The organism is Streptomyces purpurogeneiscleroticus (genome assembly GCF_020024005.1).
In the GTDB taxonomy this organism is placed as follows: domain Bacteria; phylum Actinomycetota; class Actinomycetes; order Streptomycetales; family Streptomycetaceae; genus Streptomyces; species Streptomyces purpurogeneiscleroticus.
In genome coordinates this window covers 27,387-47,485 of the sequence record NZ_NHSG01000196.1, presented here as the reverse complement: position 1 = coordinate 47,485, position 20,099 = coordinate 27,387, and the positions used below count along the sequence as shown (strand labels likewise).

19 protein-coding genes and 1 pseudogene are annotated in these 20,099 nt (G+C 69.4%); 6 read left to right on the top strand and 14 right to left on the bottom strand.

The features are described 5' to 3' along the window. Positions 1-432 (top strand): zinc-binding dehydrogenase (locus CCS38_RS12800; RefSeq protein ID WP_223733361.1); only part of this gene is annotated, 432 nt, incomplete at its 5' end. 225 nt (positions 433-657) lie between these two features. Here CCS38_RS12800 and CCS38_RS12795 read toward each other — a convergent pair. Further along, positions 658-1,101 carry a cytochrome P450 gene (locus CCS38_RS12795; protein ID WP_223733363.1) on the bottom strand — a complete coding sequence of 148 codons (444 nt, stop codon included), beginning with the start codon at positions 1,099-1,101 and terminating at the stop codon, positions 658-660. Between CCS38_RS12795 and CCS38_RS12790 the strand changes: the two are divergent. Continuing rightward, a pseudogene (locus tag CCS38_RS12790) lies at positions 1,084-1,254 on the top strand (XdhC family protein); the annotation flags it as partial. The gene CCS38_RS12795 and the pseudogene CCS38_RS12790 sit on opposite strands and share 18 nt — an antisense overlap. Positions 1,255-1,314: 60 nt before the next feature. On the opposite strand, the gene CCS38_RS12785 reads toward CCS38_RS12790, so the two are convergent. The 11 genes from CCS38_RS12785 to CCS38_RS12735 all read right to left on the bottom strand — a co-directional run bounded on the left by CCS38_RS12785 (position 1,315) and on the right by CCS38_RS12735 (position 12,927). Beyond that, positions 1,315-2,286, bottom strand: coding sequence for a cyclase family protein (locus CCS38_RS12785; protein ID WP_223733360.1), 972 nt, complete (start codon positions 2,284-2,286; stop codon positions 1,315-1,317). Positions 2,287-2,300: 14 nt separating this feature from the next. After that, positions 2,301-3,053 carry an IclR family transcriptional regulator gene (locus CCS38_RS12780; RefSeq protein ID WP_223733359.1) on the bottom strand — a complete coding sequence of 251 codons (753 nt, stop codon included), beginning with the start codon at positions 3,051-3,053 and terminating at the stop codon, positions 2,301-2,303. Between the two features lie 125 nt (positions 3,054-3,178). Then, positions 3,179-3,454: a hypothetical protein gene (locus CCS38_RS12775; RefSeq protein WP_223733358.1), complete on the bottom strand. Its 276-nt coding sequence runs from the start codon at positions 3,452-3,454 to the stop codon at positions 3,179-3,181. A 24-nt stretch (positions 3,455-3,478) separates the two neighbouring features. Then, positions 3,479-4,816 carry a TRAP transporter large permease subunit gene (locus CCS38_RS12770; RefSeq protein WP_223733357.1) on the bottom strand — a complete coding sequence of 446 codons (1,338 nt, stop codon included), beginning with the start codon at positions 4,814-4,816 and terminating at the stop codon, positions 3,479-3,481. Continuing rightward, positions 4,813-6,201, bottom strand: coding sequence for an RraA family protein (locus CCS38_RS12765; protein ID WP_223733356.1), 1,389 nt, complete (start codon positions 6,199-6,201; stop codon positions 4,813-4,815). Before CCS38_RS12765 ends, CCS38_RS12770 begins: the two co-directional genes overlap by 4 nt. Before the next feature lie 483 nt (positions 6,202-6,684). Then, positions 6,685-7,830: a galactonate dehydratase gene (dgoD, locus tag CCS38_RS12760; protein ID WP_223733355.1), complete on the bottom strand. Its 1,146-nt coding sequence runs from the start codon at positions 7,828-7,830 to the stop codon at positions 6,685-6,687. Next, positions 7,827-8,456, bottom strand: coding sequence for a bifunctional 4-hydroxy-2-oxoglutarate aldolase/2-dehydro-3-deoxy-phosphogluconate aldolase (locus CCS38_RS12755; protein ID WP_223733354.1), 630 nt, complete (start codon positions 8,454-8,456; stop codon positions 7,827-7,829). Before CCS38_RS12755 ends, dgoD begins: the two co-directional genes overlap by 4 nt. Positions 8,457-8,512: 56 nt before the next feature. Further along, positions 8,513-9,256, bottom strand: coding sequence for an IclR family transcriptional regulator (locus CCS38_RS12750; RefSeq protein ID WP_223733353.1), 744 nt, complete (start codon positions 9,254-9,256; stop codon positions 8,513-8,515). Further along, entirely contained in the window at positions 9,253-10,179 is a 927-nt protein-coding gene (locus tag CCS38_RS12745) for a sugar kinase (protein ID WP_223733352.1), read from the bottom strand. The genes CCS38_RS12750 and CCS38_RS12745 overlap by 4 nt, the downstream gene beginning before the upstream one ends. A gap of 6 nt (positions 10,180-10,185) precedes the next feature. Beyond that, positions 10,186-11,568 (bottom strand): MFS transporter, encoded by a 1,383-nt coding sequence (locus tag CCS38_RS12740; RefSeq protein WP_223733351.1) that lies wholly within the window; start codon positions 11,566-11,568, stop codon positions 10,186-10,188. A gap of 192 nt (positions 11,569-11,760) precedes the next feature. Beyond that, complete coding sequence (locus CCS38_RS12735; protein WP_223733350.1) at positions 11,761-12,927, bottom strand: ROK family transcriptional regulator; 1,167 nt, start codon at positions 12,925-12,927, stop codon at positions 11,761-11,763. A gap of 247 nt (positions 12,928-13,174) precedes the next feature. Between CCS38_RS12735 and CCS38_RS12730 the strand changes: the two genes are divergently transcribed. The 4 genes from CCS38_RS12730 (at position 13,175) to CCS38_RS12715 (ending at position 18,476) form a co-directional block, all read left to right on the top strand. Further along, positions 13,175-15,373, top strand: coding sequence for an alpha-galactosidase (locus CCS38_RS12730; RefSeq protein ID WP_223733349.1), 2,199 nt, complete (start codon positions 13,175-13,177; stop codon positions 15,371-15,373). A gap of 135 nt (positions 15,374-15,508) precedes the next feature. Further along, complete coding sequence (locus CCS38_RS12725) at positions 15,509-16,657, top strand: ABC transporter substrate-binding protein (RefSeq protein ID WP_223733348.1); 1,149 nt, start codon at positions 15,509-15,511, stop codon at positions 16,655-16,657. A gap of 125 nt (positions 16,658-16,782) precedes the next feature. Continuing rightward, positions 16,783-17,616 (top strand): carbohydrate ABC transporter permease, encoded by an 834-nt coding sequence (locus CCS38_RS12720; protein WP_223733347.1) that lies wholly within the window; start codon positions 16,783-16,785, stop codon positions 17,614-17,616. Beyond that, the gene (locus CCS38_RS12715) at positions 17,616-18,476 is read left to right on the top strand and encodes a carbohydrate ABC transporter permease (RefSeq protein WP_223733346.1); all 861 of its coding nucleotides are present in this window, start codon (positions 17,616-17,618) and stop codon (positions 18,474-18,476) included. The genes CCS38_RS12720 and CCS38_RS12715 overlap by 1 nt, the downstream gene beginning before the upstream one ends. Before the next feature lie 30 nt (positions 18,477-18,506). Here CCS38_RS12715 and CCS38_RS12710 read toward each other — a convergent pair whose 3' ends face one another. Both CCS38_RS12710 and CCS38_RS12705 read right to left on the bottom strand, forming a co-directional pair. Then, complete coding sequence (locus CCS38_RS12710; protein ID WP_223733345.1) at positions 18,507-18,935, bottom strand: ATP-binding protein; 429 nt, start codon at positions 18,933-18,935, stop codon at positions 18,507-18,509. 337 nt (positions 18,936-19,272) lie between these two features. Next, entirely contained in the window at positions 19,273-19,965 is a 693-nt protein-coding gene (locus CCS38_RS12705) for a GntR family transcriptional regulator (RefSeq protein ID WP_223733344.1), read from the bottom strand. Positions 19,966-20,099 lie beyond the last annotated feature (134 nt).

The following is a 20,099-nucleotide window of genomic DNA, read 5'->3' as shown; positions in this document are numbered from 1 at the left end:
CGCCCCGCGAAACTGCCGCACGTACCCGACGCCGCCAAGGCCCAGCTCGCCTCCGACCTCACCGAAGAAACGCTCGGCGGCAAGGTCGACGTCCTGATCGACACGGTCGGCGGCACCATCCTGCGCACCGCCCTCACCCTCGTCCGCCCGCGCGGCCGGGCCGCCCTCCTCGGCTACACCGCCGGCCGCGAACTCACCCTCGACCTCACAGACTTCTTCCTCGCCGACGTCTCCCTCCTCCCGGTCAACATGATCTCCCGCGGCCAGGAAGTCGCCCCCGAGGTCCTACGCCTCCTGCCCGACCTGTCCTCCGGCGCACTGTCACTGCCCTACGAGCGCTACGCAATGAACGCCCTCGGCGAAGCGGTCGAGCACCTGCGCACGGGCACGGTGGTCGGCAAGATCGTCCTCGACATGGGCGACGCGGAGTAGCGAACCCAGGCCCTCGCAGGAACAGAGCCGGACCGGACTGCGCCGATGCCCGGTTGTTCCGTGACCGGGTCGTCGGCTCGTACTTGTCGACGGCGCCGTTGCCGTCGACAAATACGCCCCGGACGGCCGGCCACTCCGCGGCCCCCTGGCCGCCGGATCCGACACAGGCGGCCTGTGGCACCGCAAAGGTCGTGAAAGACCTCGACCGCTGCCTCTCGGGCTGAGTTAGAGGTCCGTGCGCATGCGGATGGGGAGAGACGCCCAGGAGCGCAGGGTGTTGTTGGGGTGGCGTTGCGGCTCTCCGGCGAGTTCGATGCCGGTGACGCGTCGGGCCAGGGCGGCCAGCAGCGTCTCGGCCTCGAGGCGGGCGACGTGCTGGCCGATGCACTGATGGATGCCCATCCCGAAGCCGACGTGCCCCGAGGGGTCACGTGTCAGGTCGAAGCGGTCGGGGTTCTCCCAGCGGTCGGGGTCCCGGTTGGCCGAGCCGAGGAACATCAGGATTTTGGTCTCCTTGGGGATGACCGTCCCGGCGATGTCGACGTCGGCGGTGGCCGTACGGAAGAAGGTCTGCACCGGCGACTGCCAGTCCACCGCCTCGTCGAACGCCGCCCGGGCCAGTTCCGGTCGTTCCCGCAGCCCCCACGGAACCCGGTCGACTGGCCCCACCGCTATCTGGAGCGCACGACGGTGGACGCCCGAACGGCGGTCTGCGTCCTCACCCACGGCACCGAATTCGACATACCCCTGCTGCGCCTCGCGCTCGACCTGTCCGTCGGCTACGTCGGTGCGATGGGCTCCCTCCGCACGCATCAGGCACGCGGCTGCCCCTGTCCCTGAGCACCGGCCCGATCCATCGGCTGGGCGCACCGGCCTCGGGGCTCAGCGGAGTGCGGTGGCGTTGGCCGGTGATCCCACGCCGCCGGTGAGGTGGAGCGGTTTCACTGTGACAAGGCTGTCCCAGCGGCCGGTGGACCGGCAGTCGGCGGCCAGGGCGGTCAGGTTCCACAACTCGCCCAGGGGGAGGCCGAGTTTGGCGATCAGCTCTTGGTGCATCATCCCGGCGTCCTCGGGAGCGCTGTCGTGGAAGGCGCTGTCGCGCAGGACGGGGAGTACTTCGACGGCGAAGGTGTCGGTGGCCATGAGGGCGATGCGGTGGTCCCAGCACCAGGCGGCGAACTCGCGGGTCTGGGCGAATCCGGTGGCGCGCCGTGCGGCCCGGACTTCGTTCTGCAGGGCGGTGTCCGCGTTGAGGTACCAGTGGGCCCAGCCGGTGTGGACGAGTACCAGGTCGCCCTCCTCGATATGGCACCCCTGCGCGGCCAGCGCCTCGTCGAGGTCCGCCGGGGTGAGGGCGGGGCCGGCGGCATGGTCGAGTGGGGTGCCGCGTTCGCGCAGGAGCCCTTCGACGTCGATGAGCAGTCCGCGCCCGGCCAGCGGCGTCTCGGCCCACAGCTGGACTCCCAGGCGTGGGCTGCGCGGTGTGATGTCGTCGTCGGGTACGCCGTTGTAGAAACCGTGGCCCGAGGCGCGCCGGTGGCGCAGCCCGTCGATCTGGGTGCTGGCCTGGAGGTGGAAGCCGTCCAGGACATCGTCGCGGGCCTGGGCGTGTTTGGCGGTGATGCGGTGTTGGGGAATGCCGCGTGCTCTGGACATGGGTGGGTCGAACGCATCGAGGGGGTAGTCCAGGTTCACGGCGTGGCCGTTGCGGACGCACTGTGCGGCGCGCAGGACCTGGCGCGGGCCGGCGAAGTTGGCCATGCCGCGTTCGGGCTCGTGGGGGAAGAGGTGCCAGCTGGATCCGGGCGGTGCGTCGGTGCGCTGGAGGAGTTCCCGGTAGGTGGGCAGGGGCACGGGCTGTCTTTCGGTCAGGCGCAGCGGACGGCGATGGCGTCCGCCGCGCGTCGGACTTCGGTGATGAGGTGGGGGTGTTCGGTCTCGGGAAGGTCGCTGCTGGGGCCGGCAACACTGAGTGCGCCGAGGAGCCTTTCGCCGTGGAGGATGGGAGCGCTGATCGAGGTGACGTCCAGGACGCGTTCGCCATGGGCGAGGGCGTAGCCGTCCTCCTTCACACGCCGCAGTTCGGCGGTCAGGCCGTCGGCGGTGGTCTGCTCGCCGGAGGCGAGGGTGAAGGGGGTCACGGTGTCGGTGTAGGCCGCTTGTTCCTCCTCGGGCAGCCAGGCCAGCAGGGCTTTGCCCGCGCCCAGGTGCAGCGGGAGCTTGTCGCCGATGGGCAGTTGGTAGCGCAGCGGGTTGCGGCCTTCGACGCGGGCGATCGGTACCCGTGCGCGGCCTACCCGTACGAACAGGGTCGGGGTGAGGCCGGTGGTGGCTGCCAGCTCCTGGAGGATCGGCAGGGCGACCTGGCTGAGTCGGTTGTTGACCAGGAAGGCGTGGGCGGTGGCGACAGCCGCGGGCCCGGCGACGTATCCGGCCTCCTCCTTGGCCGCGTAGCCGCGGTCGATGAGGACGTTCAGGATGCGCTGTGCGGTGGCCACGTGCAGTTCCGCGCGGCGGGCGACGTCGCTCAGACGCAGCGGTTGGCGGGCGTCTTCGAGGACGCCCAGGACGTCGAAGGCCCTGTCGAGCGAGCGCATGGGGGTGGCGGAGGAAGTGGCCATGAGCAGTGGACTCCTGGAGGTTCGGCGTGGCACGCGGTTGTTCCGTACTCCGATAAGAGTTATCAGAACGCGCGCGCCTGGGGGATCACCCGATCGCCGAATGCGTCCAGGCTGCCGGCCCTCTCCTACTGCGGCCCGGGTCCTGCGGCCGATTGCGGCGCGGGATGCGCGGCGGGCGCGCCGGTCTTCTCGTCCTTGAGGTAGGAGAGGACGAAGGCGAGCAGTCCGCTGATGCCGGCGGAGATGAAGGTCGACGGGCCGGCGTCCTCCTCGACGGCCGCGACCCAGCCGGCGTCGCCCAGGGCGATACCCAGAGCCTGACCGGTGACGATGACCAAGCCTCCGGCCAAGAAGGCGATGATGCTGAGGCGGAAGAGGAACTGAAGGGATCGGACGGGCATGGTGGGGCCTTTCGGTCGGCCGGGTCAGACGGGCAGGACGCCGGTGGCCACGGCGGCCCCGATGAACAGGATGGGGATGCAGTAGTAGGTGAGCAGTGGCACGAAGGTGCGGGAGGGGTCGACGCCCGCGATGCCGCTGGCGACGAAGATCGGTGCTCCCGAGGGAGGCGAGGCACCCTCGGTGGAGGCGAAGATCAGTACGGCGACGCAGGCGGTGGCCGGGGAGACTCCGGCGCCGATCAGTGCGGAGACCGCGACGGGGCCGATGGCGGCCATGGTCGCACTGGCGGTGAGCGGGACGGCGACGCCGACGACGAGGACACCGACGACCAGAGCCATGGCCCACAGCGGTGCTTCGACCCCGGCGAGCAGATCGGTCAGTTGCCGGGGCAGGCCGAGTTCGCCCAGGGCGTTGGCGGCGGAGAAGGCGGCGATGATGGTGACGCCGAGGACACCGAATTGCGGCGCGGCGCCACCGAGCAGCTCCCACCAGGCACGTCCGGTGTGCGGCAGATGCCGTCGGCCGAGCAGCAGCACGATGGCGATCATGAGGACCGGTATCCAGGTGATCAGGCTGATCGCGTCCGACATCGTGGCCCCCACATAGCGGCCGAGGTCGCCGGCGAGCGGCCCGCGGGTCAGCAGCAGGGGGATCGCGATACCGCCGAACAGGAGCAGGCTGGTCCAGCCCGCGCCCAGTGTGCGGCGCAGCGGCTGCAGCTCGGAGGTGTCCACCGGCCGGATGCCGTAGCGACGGACCATGACGAACGCCGCGAGCAGGCGGTATCCCAGGCACCACAGGCCGCCGAGGAACAGCGGGAGCACGATCTCGTCGGTGGATACGACCGAGGCGACGCCTGCCGAGCCCATGAGGATGAACATGGTGGAGCTGAACGGGAAAGTGACGCCCATGCCGGCGCCGCCCGCCGCGACGGTGGCCGCGATCTCGCCGCTCACGTTCGAGCGCTTCATCCACGGAATGGTCACCGAACCGACCGCCGCGGTGATCGCGGCGCCCACGTGGGCAATGGCGCCGAAGACGCCGGAGGCGACGGTGGAGGTGTAGATGGGGCCGCCGCGCAACCGTCCGAGCAGTGAGTTGAGGATGTCCAGGAGGTGGTCCAGGACCGGAGTGCGGGCCAGCAGGTAGCTCATGAAGACGAAGGCGAGGGCGGCGAAGGTGACCTCTTCCTGCATTGCCTCGGCGAAGCTGCTCCACATCACGTGGCCGATGTCGCCGCCCGCGAACAGACCGGTGACCAGGAACCCCACGAGCAGCGCCTCGCCGATGTTCCGTCTGAGGACTGAGTTCCACACGATGATGGCTGCGATGTAGCAGCCCAGCGCCCATACTGCGATCACGATGCGCCTCCTGTTCCGGCCGCGGCGGCACGGATGGAGGCGCGGCGTCCTGCTTCGTCGGCCTCGACCGCGCGGGCGGCAGCGAGCACCGACTCTGCCCGGTCGGCGGGGACGACGGCGACTCCGTCGCTGTCCGCCACGACCAGATCCCCCGGTCGGCAGACGAGCCCGCCCACCGCGACGGGCACATTGACGTGCCCGGGACCGAACTTGTACGGGCCTGCCGGAGTCACCGCGCGCGCCCAGACGGGGAAGCCGATCTCGGCGAGCACGTCGATGTCACGGGCCGCGCCGTCCAGGACCATGCCCACCACGCCGCGGGACTTGGCGCGTTCGGCGATCAGCTCGCCGATCAGCGCTCGGGAGGTGTCGCCCTCCCCGTTGACGACGATGAAGTCACCGGGCACCGCGGCCTTGACGGCCTCGTGGATGGCACGGTTGTCACCCGCGCGGGTCCACACGGTCAGCGCCCGCCCGATGGCCCGCGCCCCCTGCCACATCGGCCGGATCCCCGAGTCCAGCAGGCCGAGCCGGTCCACCGCGTCACCGATGTTGGCGGTGGCGATGTCGCGATGCGCGGCGAGCAGCTCGTCGGAGACAAGCGGCATGTCGTGCAGCCGCTCTGGGCGGGCCGCCAACGTGTGCACGCGACCGACCGCGCGGGCGAGCTCGGCATCCAGGTCGAGGTCGGCCAGCAGATCCGCGGCGGCGGAGAGCTCGAACGCCCGGCGCAGGCCGTGCTTGGTGGTACCCGCGTACAGCCGCTGCAGAGTGTTCTCACCACCGGCGAGTTCCGCGGCAATCTGCTCCCGTACCCAGGGCTCGTCACCAGCTGCCCGGCCCGCCTCCACAGCCTGCACGATGACTGCGCCCAAGCCCTTCATGAACACACTGCGCAGCAGCTTGCGGGCCGAGGCCGCCCCCGGCTCCCCGCCCAGGTCCTCCACCGGGGCTCCCAACGCGCCGAAGTAGTCGGCGACCACCGTGGCGCCGGGACCACTGGTCACCAGGGCGGTGCGGTGGCGGTTGGCGGGAACCGAGCCGATGACCGACACGTCCGCGAAGACGGCCCCCGACGAGGCACTCACCACCTCCGCGATGCGCTGCTTCAGTCCCGGAGCGCCTGCGTTCATGTCCGCGTACACGGCGGCGGCACCCAAATGCGGGGCGGCCTGCTGAGCCACCTCAAGGGCCACCCTCGCGCCGGTCAGTCCGAGTACCAAGTCACATCCCCGCACCGCGGCCTCGACGCTCCCGGCACGCTCCACCCCGTTGGGAGTGGGCACCTCCCCCGGGTCGTATCCCACCACCGACCAGCCGCTCTCCAGGAACCCCGTCGCATACAGGGCTCCCGCCTCGCCCAGTCCGAGCACTCCGACACGCATGAGTGGCCTCCTCGCCATCCATCAGGGATTATCATTGCGTGATAAGGTTTATCGCTTAGTGATGATGGATGTTGCCCTTGCGTGAAGCGCGCGTCAAGAGCCGGAGAATGATCGATCAAACGAGCCCGCCACTGATGAGCGAGGGGGCATCGCGCTCAGAGCTTGGAGGATCCTCGACGCAATCGGCGTCGAGGGCGACTTGAGCGGCTTTTCTTCTGCTGCGGCAGACTCACCGCATGCGGTGACGTCCCGTGGGCACGCTGTGGCGGAAGAGCCGTTGCCAGGTGAGGCGACGACGACGGCGCGGTCCTGGTGCGCGCCGTGTCGTCGGTCGGCAGAGAGGTCGAGCGATTCGCCCGGACCGTCGGGCACGTAAGGGAGTTGGCCTTCGACGGTATCCACGACGTGCCGGGCCCCCGCCTCAGGAGCCCGGCCTGCGGGCCCGGAAGAGCAGACCCGAAAGAGTAGAGGAGAGTGCAGGTCCTACCACTCGGCCAAGGAGCCGTCGGCCTGGCGCCATACCGGGTTGCGCCAGCGCTGGCCTGCCTCGGCGGCCCGGCGTACGGCGGCTTCGTCGATCTCGATGCCCAGGCCGGGGCCGGTGGGCCGGGCGATGTGGCTGTCGGTGAAGTCGAAGACGCTGGTGTCGACGAGGTAGTCCAGCAGGTCGTTGTCGGCGTTGTAATGGATGCCGAGGCTCGTCTCCTGAATGAGGGCGTTGGGAGTGGCGAAGTCGATCTGCAGGGAGGCCGCGAAGGCGATCGGCCCGAGCGGGCAGTGCGGGGCGAGGGAGACGCCGTGCGCCTCGGCCATCGCTGCGATCCTGCGGACCTCCGAGATGCCGCCCGCGTGGGACAGGTCGGGCTGGGCGACGGCGATGCCGGAGCGGAGCACCTCGCGGAAGTCCCAGCGCGAGTACAGCCGTTCACCGGTGGCGATCGGGACGACGGTGGAGGCGCAGATGCGCTCGAAGTCGCCGGTCAGCTCGGGCACGATCGGCTCTTCGACGAAGAGCGGGTGCAGCGGCTCCAGCAGACGGCATGCCTCGCGGGCCAGGGCCGGGGAAACGCGCCCGTGGAAGTCGATGGCGATGTCGGCCTCGTCACCGATGGCCTCGCGCACGGCGGCGACGCGGCCCACCAGCATGTCGAGTTCGGCCTTGGACTCCAGGGCGCGAACCCTGCCGGTGCCGTTCATCTTGACAGCGTCGAAGCCCTGCGCCATCCGCTCGCGGGCGTGCTCGGCGACCCGGTCCGGCTCGTCGCCGGCGATCCAGGAGTAGGTCCGCATGCGGTCGCGCACCGCACCGCCCAGCAACTCGTAAACGGGCACGCCGAGGGCCTTGCCCTTGATGTCCCACAGTGCCTGGTCGATGCCGGCCACCGCGCTGGAGAGGATCGGACCGCCGCGGTAGAAGCCGCCCTTGGTGAGTACCTGCCAGTGGTCTTCGATGCGGTACGGGTCCTCGCCGACGAGGTAGTCCGAGAGCTCTTCGACGGCGGCCGCGACGGTGGCCGAGCGGCCTTCGATCACCGGTTCGCCCCAGCCGGTGATTCCCTCATCGGTACGGATGGCCAGGAACAGCCAGCGCGGTGCGACGGAGAACGTCTCCAGTGCTGTGATCTTCATCGGTGTCCCTTTCGGTTGAGTTCTTCCATCAGCTCGGGGAGCCGCTCGAACTGGGCGGGATCGGCCAGAGCCGACCCCAGGGAGACGGCGGCGGCTCCGGCGTCGAGGAATTCCACAGTGTTGTGCAGGCCCATGCCACCGGTCGCCACGAAGCGCGCCTCGGGGAACGGCCCCGCCATCGCGGTGATCCAGCCGGACCCGAGATCGGCTGCGGGGAAGGCTTTGAGCCAGGTCAGGCCGAGTGCCTGGGCCTGCTGGATCTCGGTGGCGGTCGCCACGCCCGGCAGATGCGGCAGGCCCGCGGCGAGCGAAGCCTCCGCGACCTCGCGGGAGAACCCGGGGGCAACGGTGAAGCGTGCCCCCGCTGCCACGGCCTGCTCCACGCGTTCGAGGGTGGTTACCGTGCCGGCGCCCACCACGGCGCCGCGCTCCTCACCGGCTGCCACCGCCGCCCGCAGCGCCGTCACCGCGGCATCGCTCTGGACGGGTACTTCGACGAGCCGGATGCCGACATCCCAGGCCCGGCGGCTCACCTCCACGGTGCGTTGCGGGTCGAAGCCGCGCAGAATCGCCATGAGGGGGAGGTCGTCGAACGCCTCCTGGAACAGTCGGTCGTGTTCGGTCATGTGGCGCGTCACCGTTGGGTCCGTCGTCATTGGGTCCGGCGTCATTGGGTCCGGCGTCATTGGGTCCAGCCAAGTGCTCGGGAGATGGTGTGGGCGGTGGTCCGGATCGTCGGCAGCAACTCTTGCAGCCGGGCGAGGTCCACCTGTGCCTTGAGCGCCGTGACGGACAGGGCGGTGCGCACCGCGCCCGTGCCGTCCCGGACCGGAACGGCAACGCAGTTGATGAAGTGCTCGTACTCTCCGTCGTCCGCCGCCCAGCCGCGCTCGCGGATCTCGCTCAACTGCGCGGCGAAGTCGTCGGCAGTCGTCACCGTCGCGTCGGTGAACCGCTCGTAGGAGTAGCCCGCCAGGACTTGGGCGCGCTCCTCCGGAGACATATAGGCCAGGATCACCTTGCCGACGCCGGAGGTGTGCAGCACGACTGCCTTGCCGATCTGCGAGTACAGCCGTACTCCACCCTGCGGGTCGATCTTGTCGACGTAGAAGACGCGGCCTTCCTCGACGGTGGCGATGTGCACGGTGAGGCGGAGCTTGCGCCCCAGTTCCAGCAGGTACGGGTGGGCAATGGTGCGCAGGTCGAACTGTTCCAGTGCGGACTGCGCCAGGCCGGCCAGTCGGTAGCCGACGGCGAACGAGCCGTCCTCCCGCTTGCGGGCGAGCCCGCCTCGGCACAGGTCCTGCAACAAACGCAACGCCGTGGTCCGGTGGACGCCCAGGCTTTCGGCGACGTCCGTCGGATGCTGGGGGCTCTCGCTGATCATTTCCAGGACACAGATGGCGCGTTCCACGGTCTGGCTCATCGGGCGGCCTCCGTCGTACGCAGAACGGTGGCATCCGCGTGGTCCTCGACCGCGCCCAGGGCGAAGGCGGCCAGCCGGTGGCCGAGCCGCAGTCGGTCGGCCGGCTCGGCGCCGCGCAGCCAGGCGGAGAGGTAACCGGCCGCGAAGGCGTCCCCCGCGCCGACGGGTTCGACCACCTCGACCGGGTTCGCGGGGACGAAGACGGCCGGGCCGTCCCCGGGCGGGAAGTGCGTAGCGCCGACATCCGCGTTTTTCACCACGAGGTGCCTTTCGGGCCCGACCAGCTCACGAACCTGTTCCGCGGTCTCGGCCCCCCAGACGTGCTGGGCCTCGTCGAGGCCGACGAAGACGACGTCCGCCTGGCGTGCCAGGGCGAGGAGCGGTCCGGCGGCTTGCTGCGTACTCCACAGGGCGGAGCGGTAGTTGACGTCGAACGAGCAGATCTTCCCGGCCGCACGTGCGCGTTCGAAGAGAGCCGTCGATGTCGCAGCACAGCCGTCCGAGAGGGCAGGTGTCACTCCGGACAGGTGCACCAGGCGCGCCGTGGAGAGCGGGAGGCCGTCGAGGTAGGCAGGCGTCATCCTGGAGGCGGCCGAGCCGGCCCGGTAGTAGTGCACCCGTGTGCCCTCCGGGCCGGGGTCCTTGAAGTACACACCGGTCGGTGCCGAGCGGTCCCGCTCGACGTGGCCGACATCGACGCCCGTGCGCGCGATCGCGGCCAGTACCTGCTCCCCCAGCGGGTCGGCGCCCACTCGGCTCGCCCACGCGGTCCGGTGGCCGAGGTCGCTGAGGTACTGCGCGACCGTCGACTCGGCTCCGGCGACCCGGATGGCCGCACTGCGTGCGGTGGCGAGACGCTCGCCCGGCGCGGGGGCCACCAGGACCATCGCCTCACCGAGGCACAGCACTTCGGGTTCTGACACTCTTCCTCACACCTCTGCGTATTCGATGTCGTTCTGCGTGCGGCCGTCGCCGGCGCCGCCCTTGAGCTCCTTGCGGCGCAGCACACGAGGCGCGGTCTCCGGCAGCAGCAGCACCGACACGGCGGTGACGATCCCCGACAGGGCCATGTACCCGGCGAGCAGCCACGGACTTCCGCCGCCCGCGTGTACCAGCAGGGTGGCGATGAACGGCGCCGTGCCGGAGAACAGTACGGCGGTGGTTTCGCGGGCCAGGACCAGACCGGTGTAGCGCACCTCGGTGGGCAGCAGCTCGGAGAAGAACGAACCCGCCGGGCCGAAGATCATCGAATTGAGCATGACGGCGAACCCGAGGGTCACGGCCATCACGATCAGTGGCGTCGACTTCGTGCCCACCAGGAGCCAGAACGGTCCGGCGAACACGGCGATGGCCAGACCGCCCGCGATCATCAGCGGGCGTCGGCCGATCCGGTCGCACAGCCAGCCGCAGACCGGCACGCCGAAGATGGAGACGGCGGAGGCCACGGTGATGGCGATGACGGCCACGTTGTCCGGCAGCCCGAGCTGCTGGGTGGTGTAGGCGGGCAGATAGCCCTGGATCGAGTACGAGGCGATCGCGGTGGCACAGCCCGCGCCGATCATGAGCAGAATCCGCCGGCCGTGGTGGCGGACCGCCTTCACCAGTGGGGCCTTCTCCGTCCTGCCCTCGGCCACGGCGTCCTTGAAGCTCTCGCTCTCCTCGGAGGTGTACCGCAGGACGATGCCGCCGATCACCACGAGCACCGAGGCGAGGTAGGGCAGCCGCCATCCCCAGCTGAGGAACTGTTCCTGCGGCAGCGAGGAGACCACTGCCATGGATCCGGACGCGCACAACACGCCCAGGAACTCGCCGGCGCCGGGCAGCGACGCGTAGAAGCCGCGATTGCCGGGCTTGGCGCTCTCGGTGGTCCACACATAGGCGCCACCGAGTTCGGCACCGACACCGAGACCCTGCAGGATCCGGCAGACGACAAGCAGCGCCGGCGCCCACAGACCTATCTGTTCATAGGTCGGCAGCACACCGATGGCCAGGGTGCCGAAGCCCATCATCAGCAGCGTCACCATCAGCACCGGTTTGCGTCCCCAACGGTCACCGAAGTGCGCCAGGATCAGCCCGCCCACGGGACGTGCGGCGAAACCGACGGCGAAGGTGGCGAACGAGGCGAGAGTGGCGGCGAACTCGGATTCACCCGAGAAGTAGATCTTGTTGAACACCAGCGCCGCGGAGGTGCTGAACAAAAAGAAGTCGTACCACTCCAGGACGGATCCGACCACTGCGGCCATGGCATTGCGACGCCGTGTTCTGCGCTGGGGATCATGACCGGCCGTCTCGGCCACAGGGCTGTCCGGCATGCGTGCTCCTTTGCACGGCAGGTGTGCTGCCACGAGGTTTCGGCCCAGTTAACCTCCCGTTGAGCGATGTACACACGAGGTGTGCGCATGTTGCACAGCCGGACGCGACAGGTGTCCCCCACCCGAGTCGCGCCTCTTTTCCCTGATCAGTCGTACGGCCGTGGTCACCGGCGGCAGCCGGGACGGGCGGCCTCAGTCCGCCGCGGGTGTCTCCTCCAGGACGTACGACTGGATGGCGGTGGCCGCGGCGCCACGGGCCCAGTACGTGAAGTCGCTGTGCTGCACGTCGAGTTCGAGCGGGGCGGTACTGGGGTCGCGGTCGGCTCGTACGGCCTCGTCGACTGCACTACGGGCCACCTCGGCCAGGCGCACCCCCTCCCCCGTGAGCACGACCTTCTCCACCAGGGTGAAGTTGGCGACCGCGGCGAGGAGGCGGCCGAGGGCACGGCCGGCCGCGGTGATGACTGGTGCGGCGACCGGGTCACCGTACGCGGCGAGGTCGAGGCACTCGTCGTACGTCACCGGACGGCGCAGTCCGACGGAGACAGCGGCGCAGATGGAGGGCCGCGACAGCATGGCCGTGGCGCAGCCCCGGTGCCCGCTCGGGCAGAGCGGGCCCATCGGGTCGAGGGGACAGTGCTCCAGCAGTCCGACGCCGACGTCCGGGCTGTCGACGATGGTGTCGTGCATGACCAGGCCGTAACCCACGCCGGCGCCGATGGTGAGGACCGCGAAGCGGTCGTGGCCGCGGGCGGTGCCGAACCAGTGCTCGGCCCGGGTCAGTGCCAGCAGGTCGTTGTCGACGGTGACGGGCAGGCCGAGGGCGTCGGCGAGGAGGCTGCCGAGGGGGACGTCCTCGGACCACTCCAGGAACGGCGCGGCCGTGACTGTCGTGTGATGCGCGACGCGCCCGCCGAGGCTGACTCCTACTCTGCTGATCCGCGGGCCCCCGGCGGTGAGTTCGCCGGTCAGTTCGGCGATGGTCGCCACGACGGAGGCCGGATCGCGGCCGGGCAGCGGCTTGCGGGCGGAGCCGACGACCTCCGCACGCAGCGTCGTGAGGACGGCGTGGACATCATCGCCGGTCACCTTGGCGCCGATGAAGTGGTGCGCTGCGGGGTTGATGTCCAGCGGCCGGGACCGGCGTCCCGTCCGGGCCTCGTGTCCGGGATCGGCGTCCACCTCCACGAGCAGTCCACTGTCGACGAGGGGGCTGGCGAGCCGGGTGAGACTGCCGGCCGACATGGACAGGCGGCGCGCTATCTCGCTGCGGGTGACCGGCCCGCGCAGCAGCACTTCCAGGGCCACGGCGCGGCTGGTTCCGGCGAGCGGGGTCGACGGCGCAGACGTGGCATCCACCGGGTGGCCTCCGCGGGGAGTGTAGAGACGGGCGTCATGTGGAGTTCATCGTCCCACGCACCCGTCGATTATTCCATTACAAAAACAAGCGGTAGTGAGCCTGACTGTTTCGCCCGCAAAAAGAGGGCGTTTCTCAGGGGTTGACGAAGTAAGACTTCTACAATGAAAGTAACTGCCGAGTCAGCGACTCACTCGCCCGCCCTGTCAACGGCCCTGGGCGTCCTCACTCCTCTCCAAGGGATCTCGTATGTCCGAGCGTCTCCACGACGACTGCCTCGACGACTACCTCCACTTCCGCGCTGCCGGCATGAGCCTCGTCCTGGACTGCACCGGCGGTCTGCTGCCCCGGGTCGTCCACTGGGGCGCGGATCTCGGTGAACTCACCGGCGACGCGCTGGCCACACTGGCCCGCACCGAAGCGGCACAGGTCATGTCGAGCTCACTCGACGAACCGGTACCGGTCAGCGTGCTGCCGCAGCAGTCCGCCGGCTGGCTCGGCACGCCCGGCCTCACGGGGCACCGGGACGGTGAGGACTTCTCCACCGCCTTCACCGTCCGGTCTGTACGGCGCGGCACCAACGACGGCAACTGCAACGGCCACGACGACGGCGACGGCCCGGTACGGCACCGCCTGGTCGTGGACGCCGCCGATGACCGGGCGGAACTCGCGTTGCGCCTGGAGATCGAGGTCACCGGGTCGGGACTCCTACGGCAGCGGGCCACGCTCACCAACGACGGCGAGCGCCCGTACACCGTGGACGGGCTGCTGCTCGCCTTCCCCGTCCCCGGCCAGGCCACGGAACTGCTCGATCTCGCCGGCCGGCATCTGCGCGAACGCGCCCCGCAGCGGCACGAGTTCACCATCGGCACGCATCTGCGGGAGAACCGGCGGGGCCGCACCGGACTCGATGCGACGCTCGTGCACGTCGCGGGCGAGGGCGGGTTCGGATTCCGCACCGGCGAGGTGTGGGGACTGCACGTCGCCTGGAGCGGAAACCACCGCTCGCTGGCCGAGCGCACCCTCGCGGGCGTGAGCCTGCTCGGTGGGGGCGAAGCGCTGCTGCCCGGTGAGGTCCGGCTGGCCGCGGGTGAGTGCTACGCCTCCCCGTGGGTCTACGGTTCGTACGGACACGGGCTCGATCAGCTGGCCGGGCGCTTCCACAGCTACCTGCGGGACCGCGCGCACCATCCCCGCACGCCGCGCCCGGTCACCCTCAACACCTGGGAAGCCGTCTACTTCCAGCAGGACCTGGGCAAGCTGAAGGCCCTCGCCGACGCCGCGTCCGAGGTCGGTGCGGAACGCTTCGTCCTCGACGACGGATGGTTCCAGGGACGCCGGGACGACACCGCAGGGCTCGGCGACTGGTACGTGGACAAGGGTGTCTGGCCCGACGGGCTGCATCCGCTGGTGAACCATGTGCACGCGCTGGGCATGGAGTTCGGCCTCTGGTTCGAGCCGGAGATGGTCAACCCCGACTCCGACCTCGCCCGCAGCCACCCCGAGTGGGTCATGGCCACCGGCGGGCGCATCCCGCCGACCGCCCGCAACCAGCAGGTCCTCGACCTCGGCCATCCGGAGGCGTACGGCTACCTTCTGGAGCGCCTGGACGCCCTGGTCGCCGAGTACCGCATCGGCTACATCAAGTGGGACCACAACCGGGACCTGGTCGATGCCGGACACAGCCCGCGCGGGACGGCAGGGGTCCACGCCCAGACCGGTGCGGTGTACCGGCTGATCGACGAACTGCGCACGCGCCACCCCGGCCTGGAGATCGAGTCCTGCTCCTCCGGCGGCGGACGCGTCGACCTGGGCATCCTGGAACGCACCGACCGGGTGTGGACCAGCGACTGCATCGACGCCCTGGAACGCCAGCAGATCCAACGTTGGACCGGCCTCCTGCTGCCGCCCGAACTCCTCGGCGCTCATGTCGCCTCCCCCGTCGCCCATACGACCGGCCGCGCCCACACCCTCGACTTCCGCGCCGGAACGGCCCTGTTCGGCCACTTCGGTATCGAGTGGGACCTCACCCTCGCCTCCGCCGAGGAGCGCGTCCGCCTCGCGGAGTGGGTCTCGGCGTACAAGCGGCTGCGGCCCCTGTTGCATTCGGGCACCGTCGTCCACGCCGACCACCCGGACCCGGCCCTGTGGCTGCACGGCGTCGTGGCGCCCGACCGGTCCCGTGCCGTCTATGCCGTGGTGCAGACGGCCACCGGCGTGCAGTCGCCTCCCGGGCGCGTCCGCCTGCCCGGCCTCGACCCCGAAGCGGTCTACCGCCTCTCCCCGCTTCCGCCCGGAGACCGCCCCGAGGGTCCCACCGACTCCAAGCTTTCCTGGTGGCACGGCGACAAGGTGGAGCTGTCCGGACGAGTGCTGAGCACCGCCGGCGTCCAGGCCCCCGCGCTGTACCCGGAGCGGCTGGTCCTCATCGAAGCCCGCCGGGCCTGACGACACCCACCCCGTCAGCTGGAGAGAACCATGACTCGTGCAAGAGGCAGAGCCTGCACATCCGTATCCGTCTGCCTGGCCGCCGTGCTGCTGAGCGCGTGCGGCAGCCCCCCTTCCTCGCACCGGGACGCACCGGTGACCTTGGATTTCTTCCAGTTCAAGCCCGAAGCCGTCGGCACGTTCGACAAGCTGATCGCCGACTTCGAGGCCCAGCATCCGGGCATCAAGGTGAAGCAGCACCACGCTCCGGACCCGGACACCGCCATCCGCGCCCGGCTGGTGAAGGACGACGTTCCCGACGTCATCACCCTCAACGGGGCCAGTACGTTCGGCGAGCTGGCGTCGGCCGGGGTGTTCTACGACTTCTCCGGAAAGAAGGTGACGGGCGAGGTCGTTCCCGGGGTGAAGAAGGTGCTGGGTGACCTCGGCACCGCCGGCAAGGGCGAGGTCAACGGACTGCCCTTCGCCTCCAACGCCAGCGGCGTCCTCTACAACAAGGAACTGTTCGCCAAGTACGGGGTCGAGGTCCCCAGAACCTGGGACGACCTCATCGAAGCGGCGAAGACCTTCAAGAAGGCCGGAGTCACCCCCTTCTACGGGGCCTTGAAGGACGCCTGGACCTCGCTGCCGCCGTTCAACCAGCTCGCCGCCAACATCGTCCCGCCCGATGGCTTCTGGGACGCCCGCAGACAGGGCCGAACCAGTTTCGGCAAGGACTACCCCGAGGTCGCACGCAAGCTGACGGAGATCTACCGCTATACCCAGAAGGGCGCCCTCTCGCGGGACTACGACACCGCGAATCAGGCGTTCGCCAAGGGAGAGGCAGCAATGTACGTGCAGGGCAGTTACGCCCTGCCGCCCGTCAAGACGTTCAAGCCGAAGTTCGGCATCGGCTTCTTCCCCCTTCCGGCGGGGAACGACCCCGCGGCGGCCCGCCTGGTGTCGGGTGTGGACGTGGCGCTCACCATGGGCCGCCACCCTCGTCACCCCAAGGAGTCGATGGCGTTCATCAACTACCTGATGCGGCCCGAGGTGGTGAGCGCGTACTCCAAGGAGCAGAGCGCCATTCCTCCGCTGAAGGGCACGGCCCCCTCCGACCCGGCGCTCAAGCCGCTGACGCCGTACATCGCCGACGGCCGGATCACCGGATTCGTAGATCACCGGATACCGCGGGCCGTCAATCTGGAGGCGATTGCGCAGCAATTCCTCATCGACGGCAACCGGACCGCGTTCCTGCGGACCCTCGACAGCGAGTACACGAAGGCCATCGAGCGCCGGTCGTGACAGCCGGTAGAGGAGGAAAGACGATGACAGCGCTCACCGCTCCACCCCGCACCGCATCCACAGATCCCGGCGCACCGCGGCGCACCGGCCGAAGCTCCCGATTCGCCGGCCGGGCCTACTACCTGATGGTGCTTCCCGCACTCGCCCTGTTTCTGCTCTTCCACACCTTCCCGGTGGTGCAGGGCATGTACTACAGCCTCACCAACTACGCAGGCTACGGCCGCTACACCTTCGTGGGGCCGGACAACTACCTCAATCTCTTCCAGGACAGCCGCATCTGGGACAGCTACCTCTTCACGTTCCGGTTCGCCGCCGTCGCCACCGTGCTGACCAACCTCATCGCGCTGGCCATCGCTCTGGGCCTCAACGGCAGGATCCGCTTCCGCAACACCCTGCGTGGTGTGTTCTTCGTGCCGAACCTGCTGGCGATCCTCATCGTCGGCTACATCTTCAACTACCTCTTCTCCGACTCCCTCCCCTACATCGCCGAGAAGCTGGGCATCGGGGCGCTGAGCACCAGCGTCCTCGCCGACCCGGATCTGGCCTGGGTGGGAGTGGCGGTCCTCGCCGTGTGGCAGGCCGTGGCGTTCAACGTCATCATCTTCCTGGCCGGGCTGCAGACCGTTCCGGAGGATCTGTACGAGGCCGCCACCCTGGACGGGGCCGGCGCCTGGCAACGGTTCCGGTCCGTCACCCTCCCGCTCATCGGACCGTTCGTGACCATCAACATGGTCCTGGCACTGCGCAACTTCCTGCAGGTCTTCGACCACATCGCCGCTCTGACGGGCGGCGGCCCGGGGACGTCCACCACCTCCGTCGCCTACCTCATTTACAACGGCGGCCTCAACGGCGGCGAGTACGCCTACCAGACGGCCAACGCCGTGGTGTTCTTCCTCTGCATCGTCGTGATCTCAATCTTCCAGCTGCGCGTACTGCAGCGCCGCGAGGGGAGCGTCTGATGTCCGCCACCATCCCCCGTCAACCAGGGTTCCTCCGGCCGAGCAGGCCGCGCATCAACTGGTGGCTGACGGCCCTGATGGCCGTGCTGTCCCTGACGGTCATCGTGCCGCTGTACTTCACCGTTGTCACCGCGCTGAAAACCCCCGACCAGCTGGGCGGCTCCGGCTTCGGCCTGCCGACGGACATCCGCTGGAGCAACTTCTCCGACGCCTGGAAGCTGACGCACTTCCCCTCGGCGCTGCTGAACAGCGCACTGATCACCGTGGGCGCGGTGGTACTGACGCTGCTGACCAACTCCCTGGTCGCCTACGCCATCGCCCGCAACATGCATCGCAGATTTTTCAAGGGGCTGTACTACTACTTCGTCTCGGCCCTGTTCGTCCCGTTCCCGATCATCATGCTGCCGGTCGTCAAGCAGACCGCCCTGCTGGGCCTGGACAACCAGGCCGGACTGATCCTGCTGTACATCGTTTACGGGCTGGCGTTCAACATCTTCCTCTACGTCGGCTTCCTGCGGTCGGTGCCCAAGGAACTCGAAGAGGCGGCCCGCACCGACGGCGCCGGCACCTGGACGATCTTCTGGCGCATCATCTTCCCCCTGCTCATGCCGATGAACGCCACCGTCGGCATCCTCACCTGCCTGTGGGCGTGGAACGACTTCCTTCTGCCGCTGGTCGTCCTCTCCGACCCCGGCACACAGACGCTGCCCTTGGCGCAGTACGTCTTCCAGAGCCAGTTCAACACCAACTACACCGTGGCCTTCGCCTCCTATCTCATGGCGCTGGCACCCGTACTCCTCGTGTACGTCTTCGCCCAGCGCTGGGTGATCTCCGGGGTCATGCGTGGGGCCGTCAAATGACCACGGCCTGCAGGCCACGCACGTCGTCGTTCATTCTTCCGCGGTGGTCGCGCGGAGGACCACGTCGACCCGTCGGCCCAGGGGGCCTTCGTTCACCCGGACCTCGTCGGCCAGTAGCGCGACGATGGCGAGTCCTCGGCCGTGTTCGTCGGGGTCGGTGTCCCGGGGCGGCCGCGGTCCGGCCGGGGCTCCGGAGTCCGTCACCGAGATCCGCAGGTCTCCGGCGTGCAAGGACAGGTGGACGGTCATGTCGCGGTGTCCGTGCTCGGCGGCATTCGCGGCGAGCTCATCGATGACGAGCTCGGCAGAATCACGGCCGGCGGCCGGGAACCGCCATTGGGCCAGGACGGCCGCGACGCAGTGGCGTGCCGTCGGAACCCAGCGGACTTCCGCCGGCAGCGCCAGGACGGCCTGGCGACCAGCGGACGGCCGGGAGCGGGGATGAGCGAGGAGCGGCATCGTCCGGCCGTGAGCGCGGACCGGCTGAGGCGTGGGCCGCTGAGGCATGGGCCGCTGAGCCCTGCGCGGCCCAGTGGGCGGCTGCTTCGTCTCGAGGAGGCTTGTGGTGCTCATGATCGGCCCCGAATCTGGCGGGAGGGGGACGGGGGTATCAGCGGTTCTGCGGGTGGTCCGGCCGTGCGGACCACCGGCTCACCGGGCCACTTCTGACGCTACGCACGTACTCGACGCTCCATAGCTGGGCGATGGGGTGCACTCACCCCCTCCGTCCGGAGGGGGCGTTTGTACGCGGCGGCGAGCCGTAACCGGGACAGACACCCCACCTGCCTCATGTGTTCTACGACCGTGGCCCCGGCGCGTCCTGGGCCCCGAACAGCATCCGCATCGCCACATCCCGGTAGTGCCGCACATGGCTCAATGCGGCGGCCGCCGCGGCCTCCGCGTCGTGTGCCGCGATGGCCTCGTGGAGCCGGCGGTGCTCCTCCCACAGCGTGCCCGGCTCGTCGATCTGCTGGAAGAGCCAGCGCAGCCGGCCCTCCAGGGGTTCCACGGTGGTGGCGAGGAGCTCGTTGTCGGCGAGTTCCATGATCTTGTGGTGGAAAGCGGCGTTGGCGCGGGAGATGCGTTCCGGTTTGCCGGAGAGGGTGGCGCGGCGGGCTTTCTCCAGCAGGCCGGCCAGCGCGGCGAGTCCGGTGGCGTCGGCGCGCTCGGCGGCTCGCCGTACGGCCAGGACCTCCAGCGCCTCGCGCAGGTCGAACAGGTTCTCCACGTCCTTGCGGTCGTAGCTCTTGACGACGATGCGGCGCGGCGAGGCGGCGGTGAGGAAGCCCTCGCTGAGCAGAATGCGAATGGCCTCGCGCACGGGCACCCGCGAAACACCGAACTCCTCGGCCAGATCGCGTTCGACGAGCCGGTCGCCCGGTGCCAGGCGTCCGGTGATGATGCGGTCGCGCAGGTCCTCGCAGACCTGGTCGCGCAACCACGCCGTTCCGGTGAGCGAGGCGGCGGGCTGCGGTGTGCTCCGGCTCATGTGTCCCCTCCACAAAGATCCGATTACGGTATACCAAACCCTTGACGGCCCTCCGCGGCGTCCCCATCATTTGGTATGCCATAGCGCGGAACGCCGAGGTCGCGCGCATGGCGAATCTACCTGAACTGCTGTAC

Bases quoted from the DNA above. Each gene is read 5' to 3' on its own strand.
- CCS38_RS12780 (WP_223733359.1), bottom strand. From the start codon at position 3,053: ATGGCCACTTCCTCCGCCACCCCCATGCGCTCGCTCGACAGGGCCTTC.
- CCS38_RS12775 (WP_223733358.1), bottom strand. From the start codon at position 3,454: ATGCCCGTCCGATCCCTTCAGTTCCTCTTCCGCCTCAGCATCATCGCC.
- CCS38_RS12765 (WP_223733356.1), bottom strand. From the start codon at position 6,201: ATGCGTGTCGGAGTGCTCGGACTGGGCGAGGCGGGAGCCCTGTATGCG.
- dgoD (WP_223733355.1), bottom strand. From the start codon at position 7,830: ATGAAGATCACAGCACTGGAGACGTTCTCCGTCGCACCGCGCTGGCTG.
- CCS38_RS12755 (WP_223733354.1), bottom strand. From the start codon at position 8,456: ATGACCGAACACGACCGACTGTTCCAGGAGGCGTTCGACGACCTCCCC.
- CCS38_RS12750 (WP_223733353.1), bottom strand. From the start codon at position 9,256: ATGAGCCAGACCGTGGAACGCGCCATCTGTGTCCTGGAAATGATCAGC.
- CCS38_RS12740 (WP_223733351.1), bottom strand. From the start codon at position 11,568: ATGCCGGACAGCCCTGTGGCCGAGACGGCCGGTCATGATCCCCAGCGC.
- CCS38_RS12730 (WP_223733349.1), top strand. From the start codon at position 13,175: ATGTCCGAGCGTCTCCACGACGACTGCCTCGACGACTACCTCCACTTC.
- CCS38_RS12720 (WP_223733347.1), top strand. From the start codon at position 16,783: ATGGTGCTTCCCGCACTCGCCCTGTTTCTGCTCTTCCACACCTTCCCG.
- CCS38_RS12715 (WP_223733346.1), top strand. From the start codon at position 17,616: ATGTCCGCCACCATCCCCCGTCAACCAGGGTTCCTCCGGCCGAGCAGG.
- CCS38_RS12710 (WP_223733345.1), bottom strand. From the start codon at position 18,935: ATGCCGCTCCTCGCTCATCCCCGCTCCCGGCCGTCCGCTGGTCGCCAG.
- CCS38_RS12705 (WP_223733344.1), bottom strand. From the start codon at position 19,965: ATGAGCCGGAGCACACCGCAGCCCGCCGCCTCGCTCACCGGAACGGCG.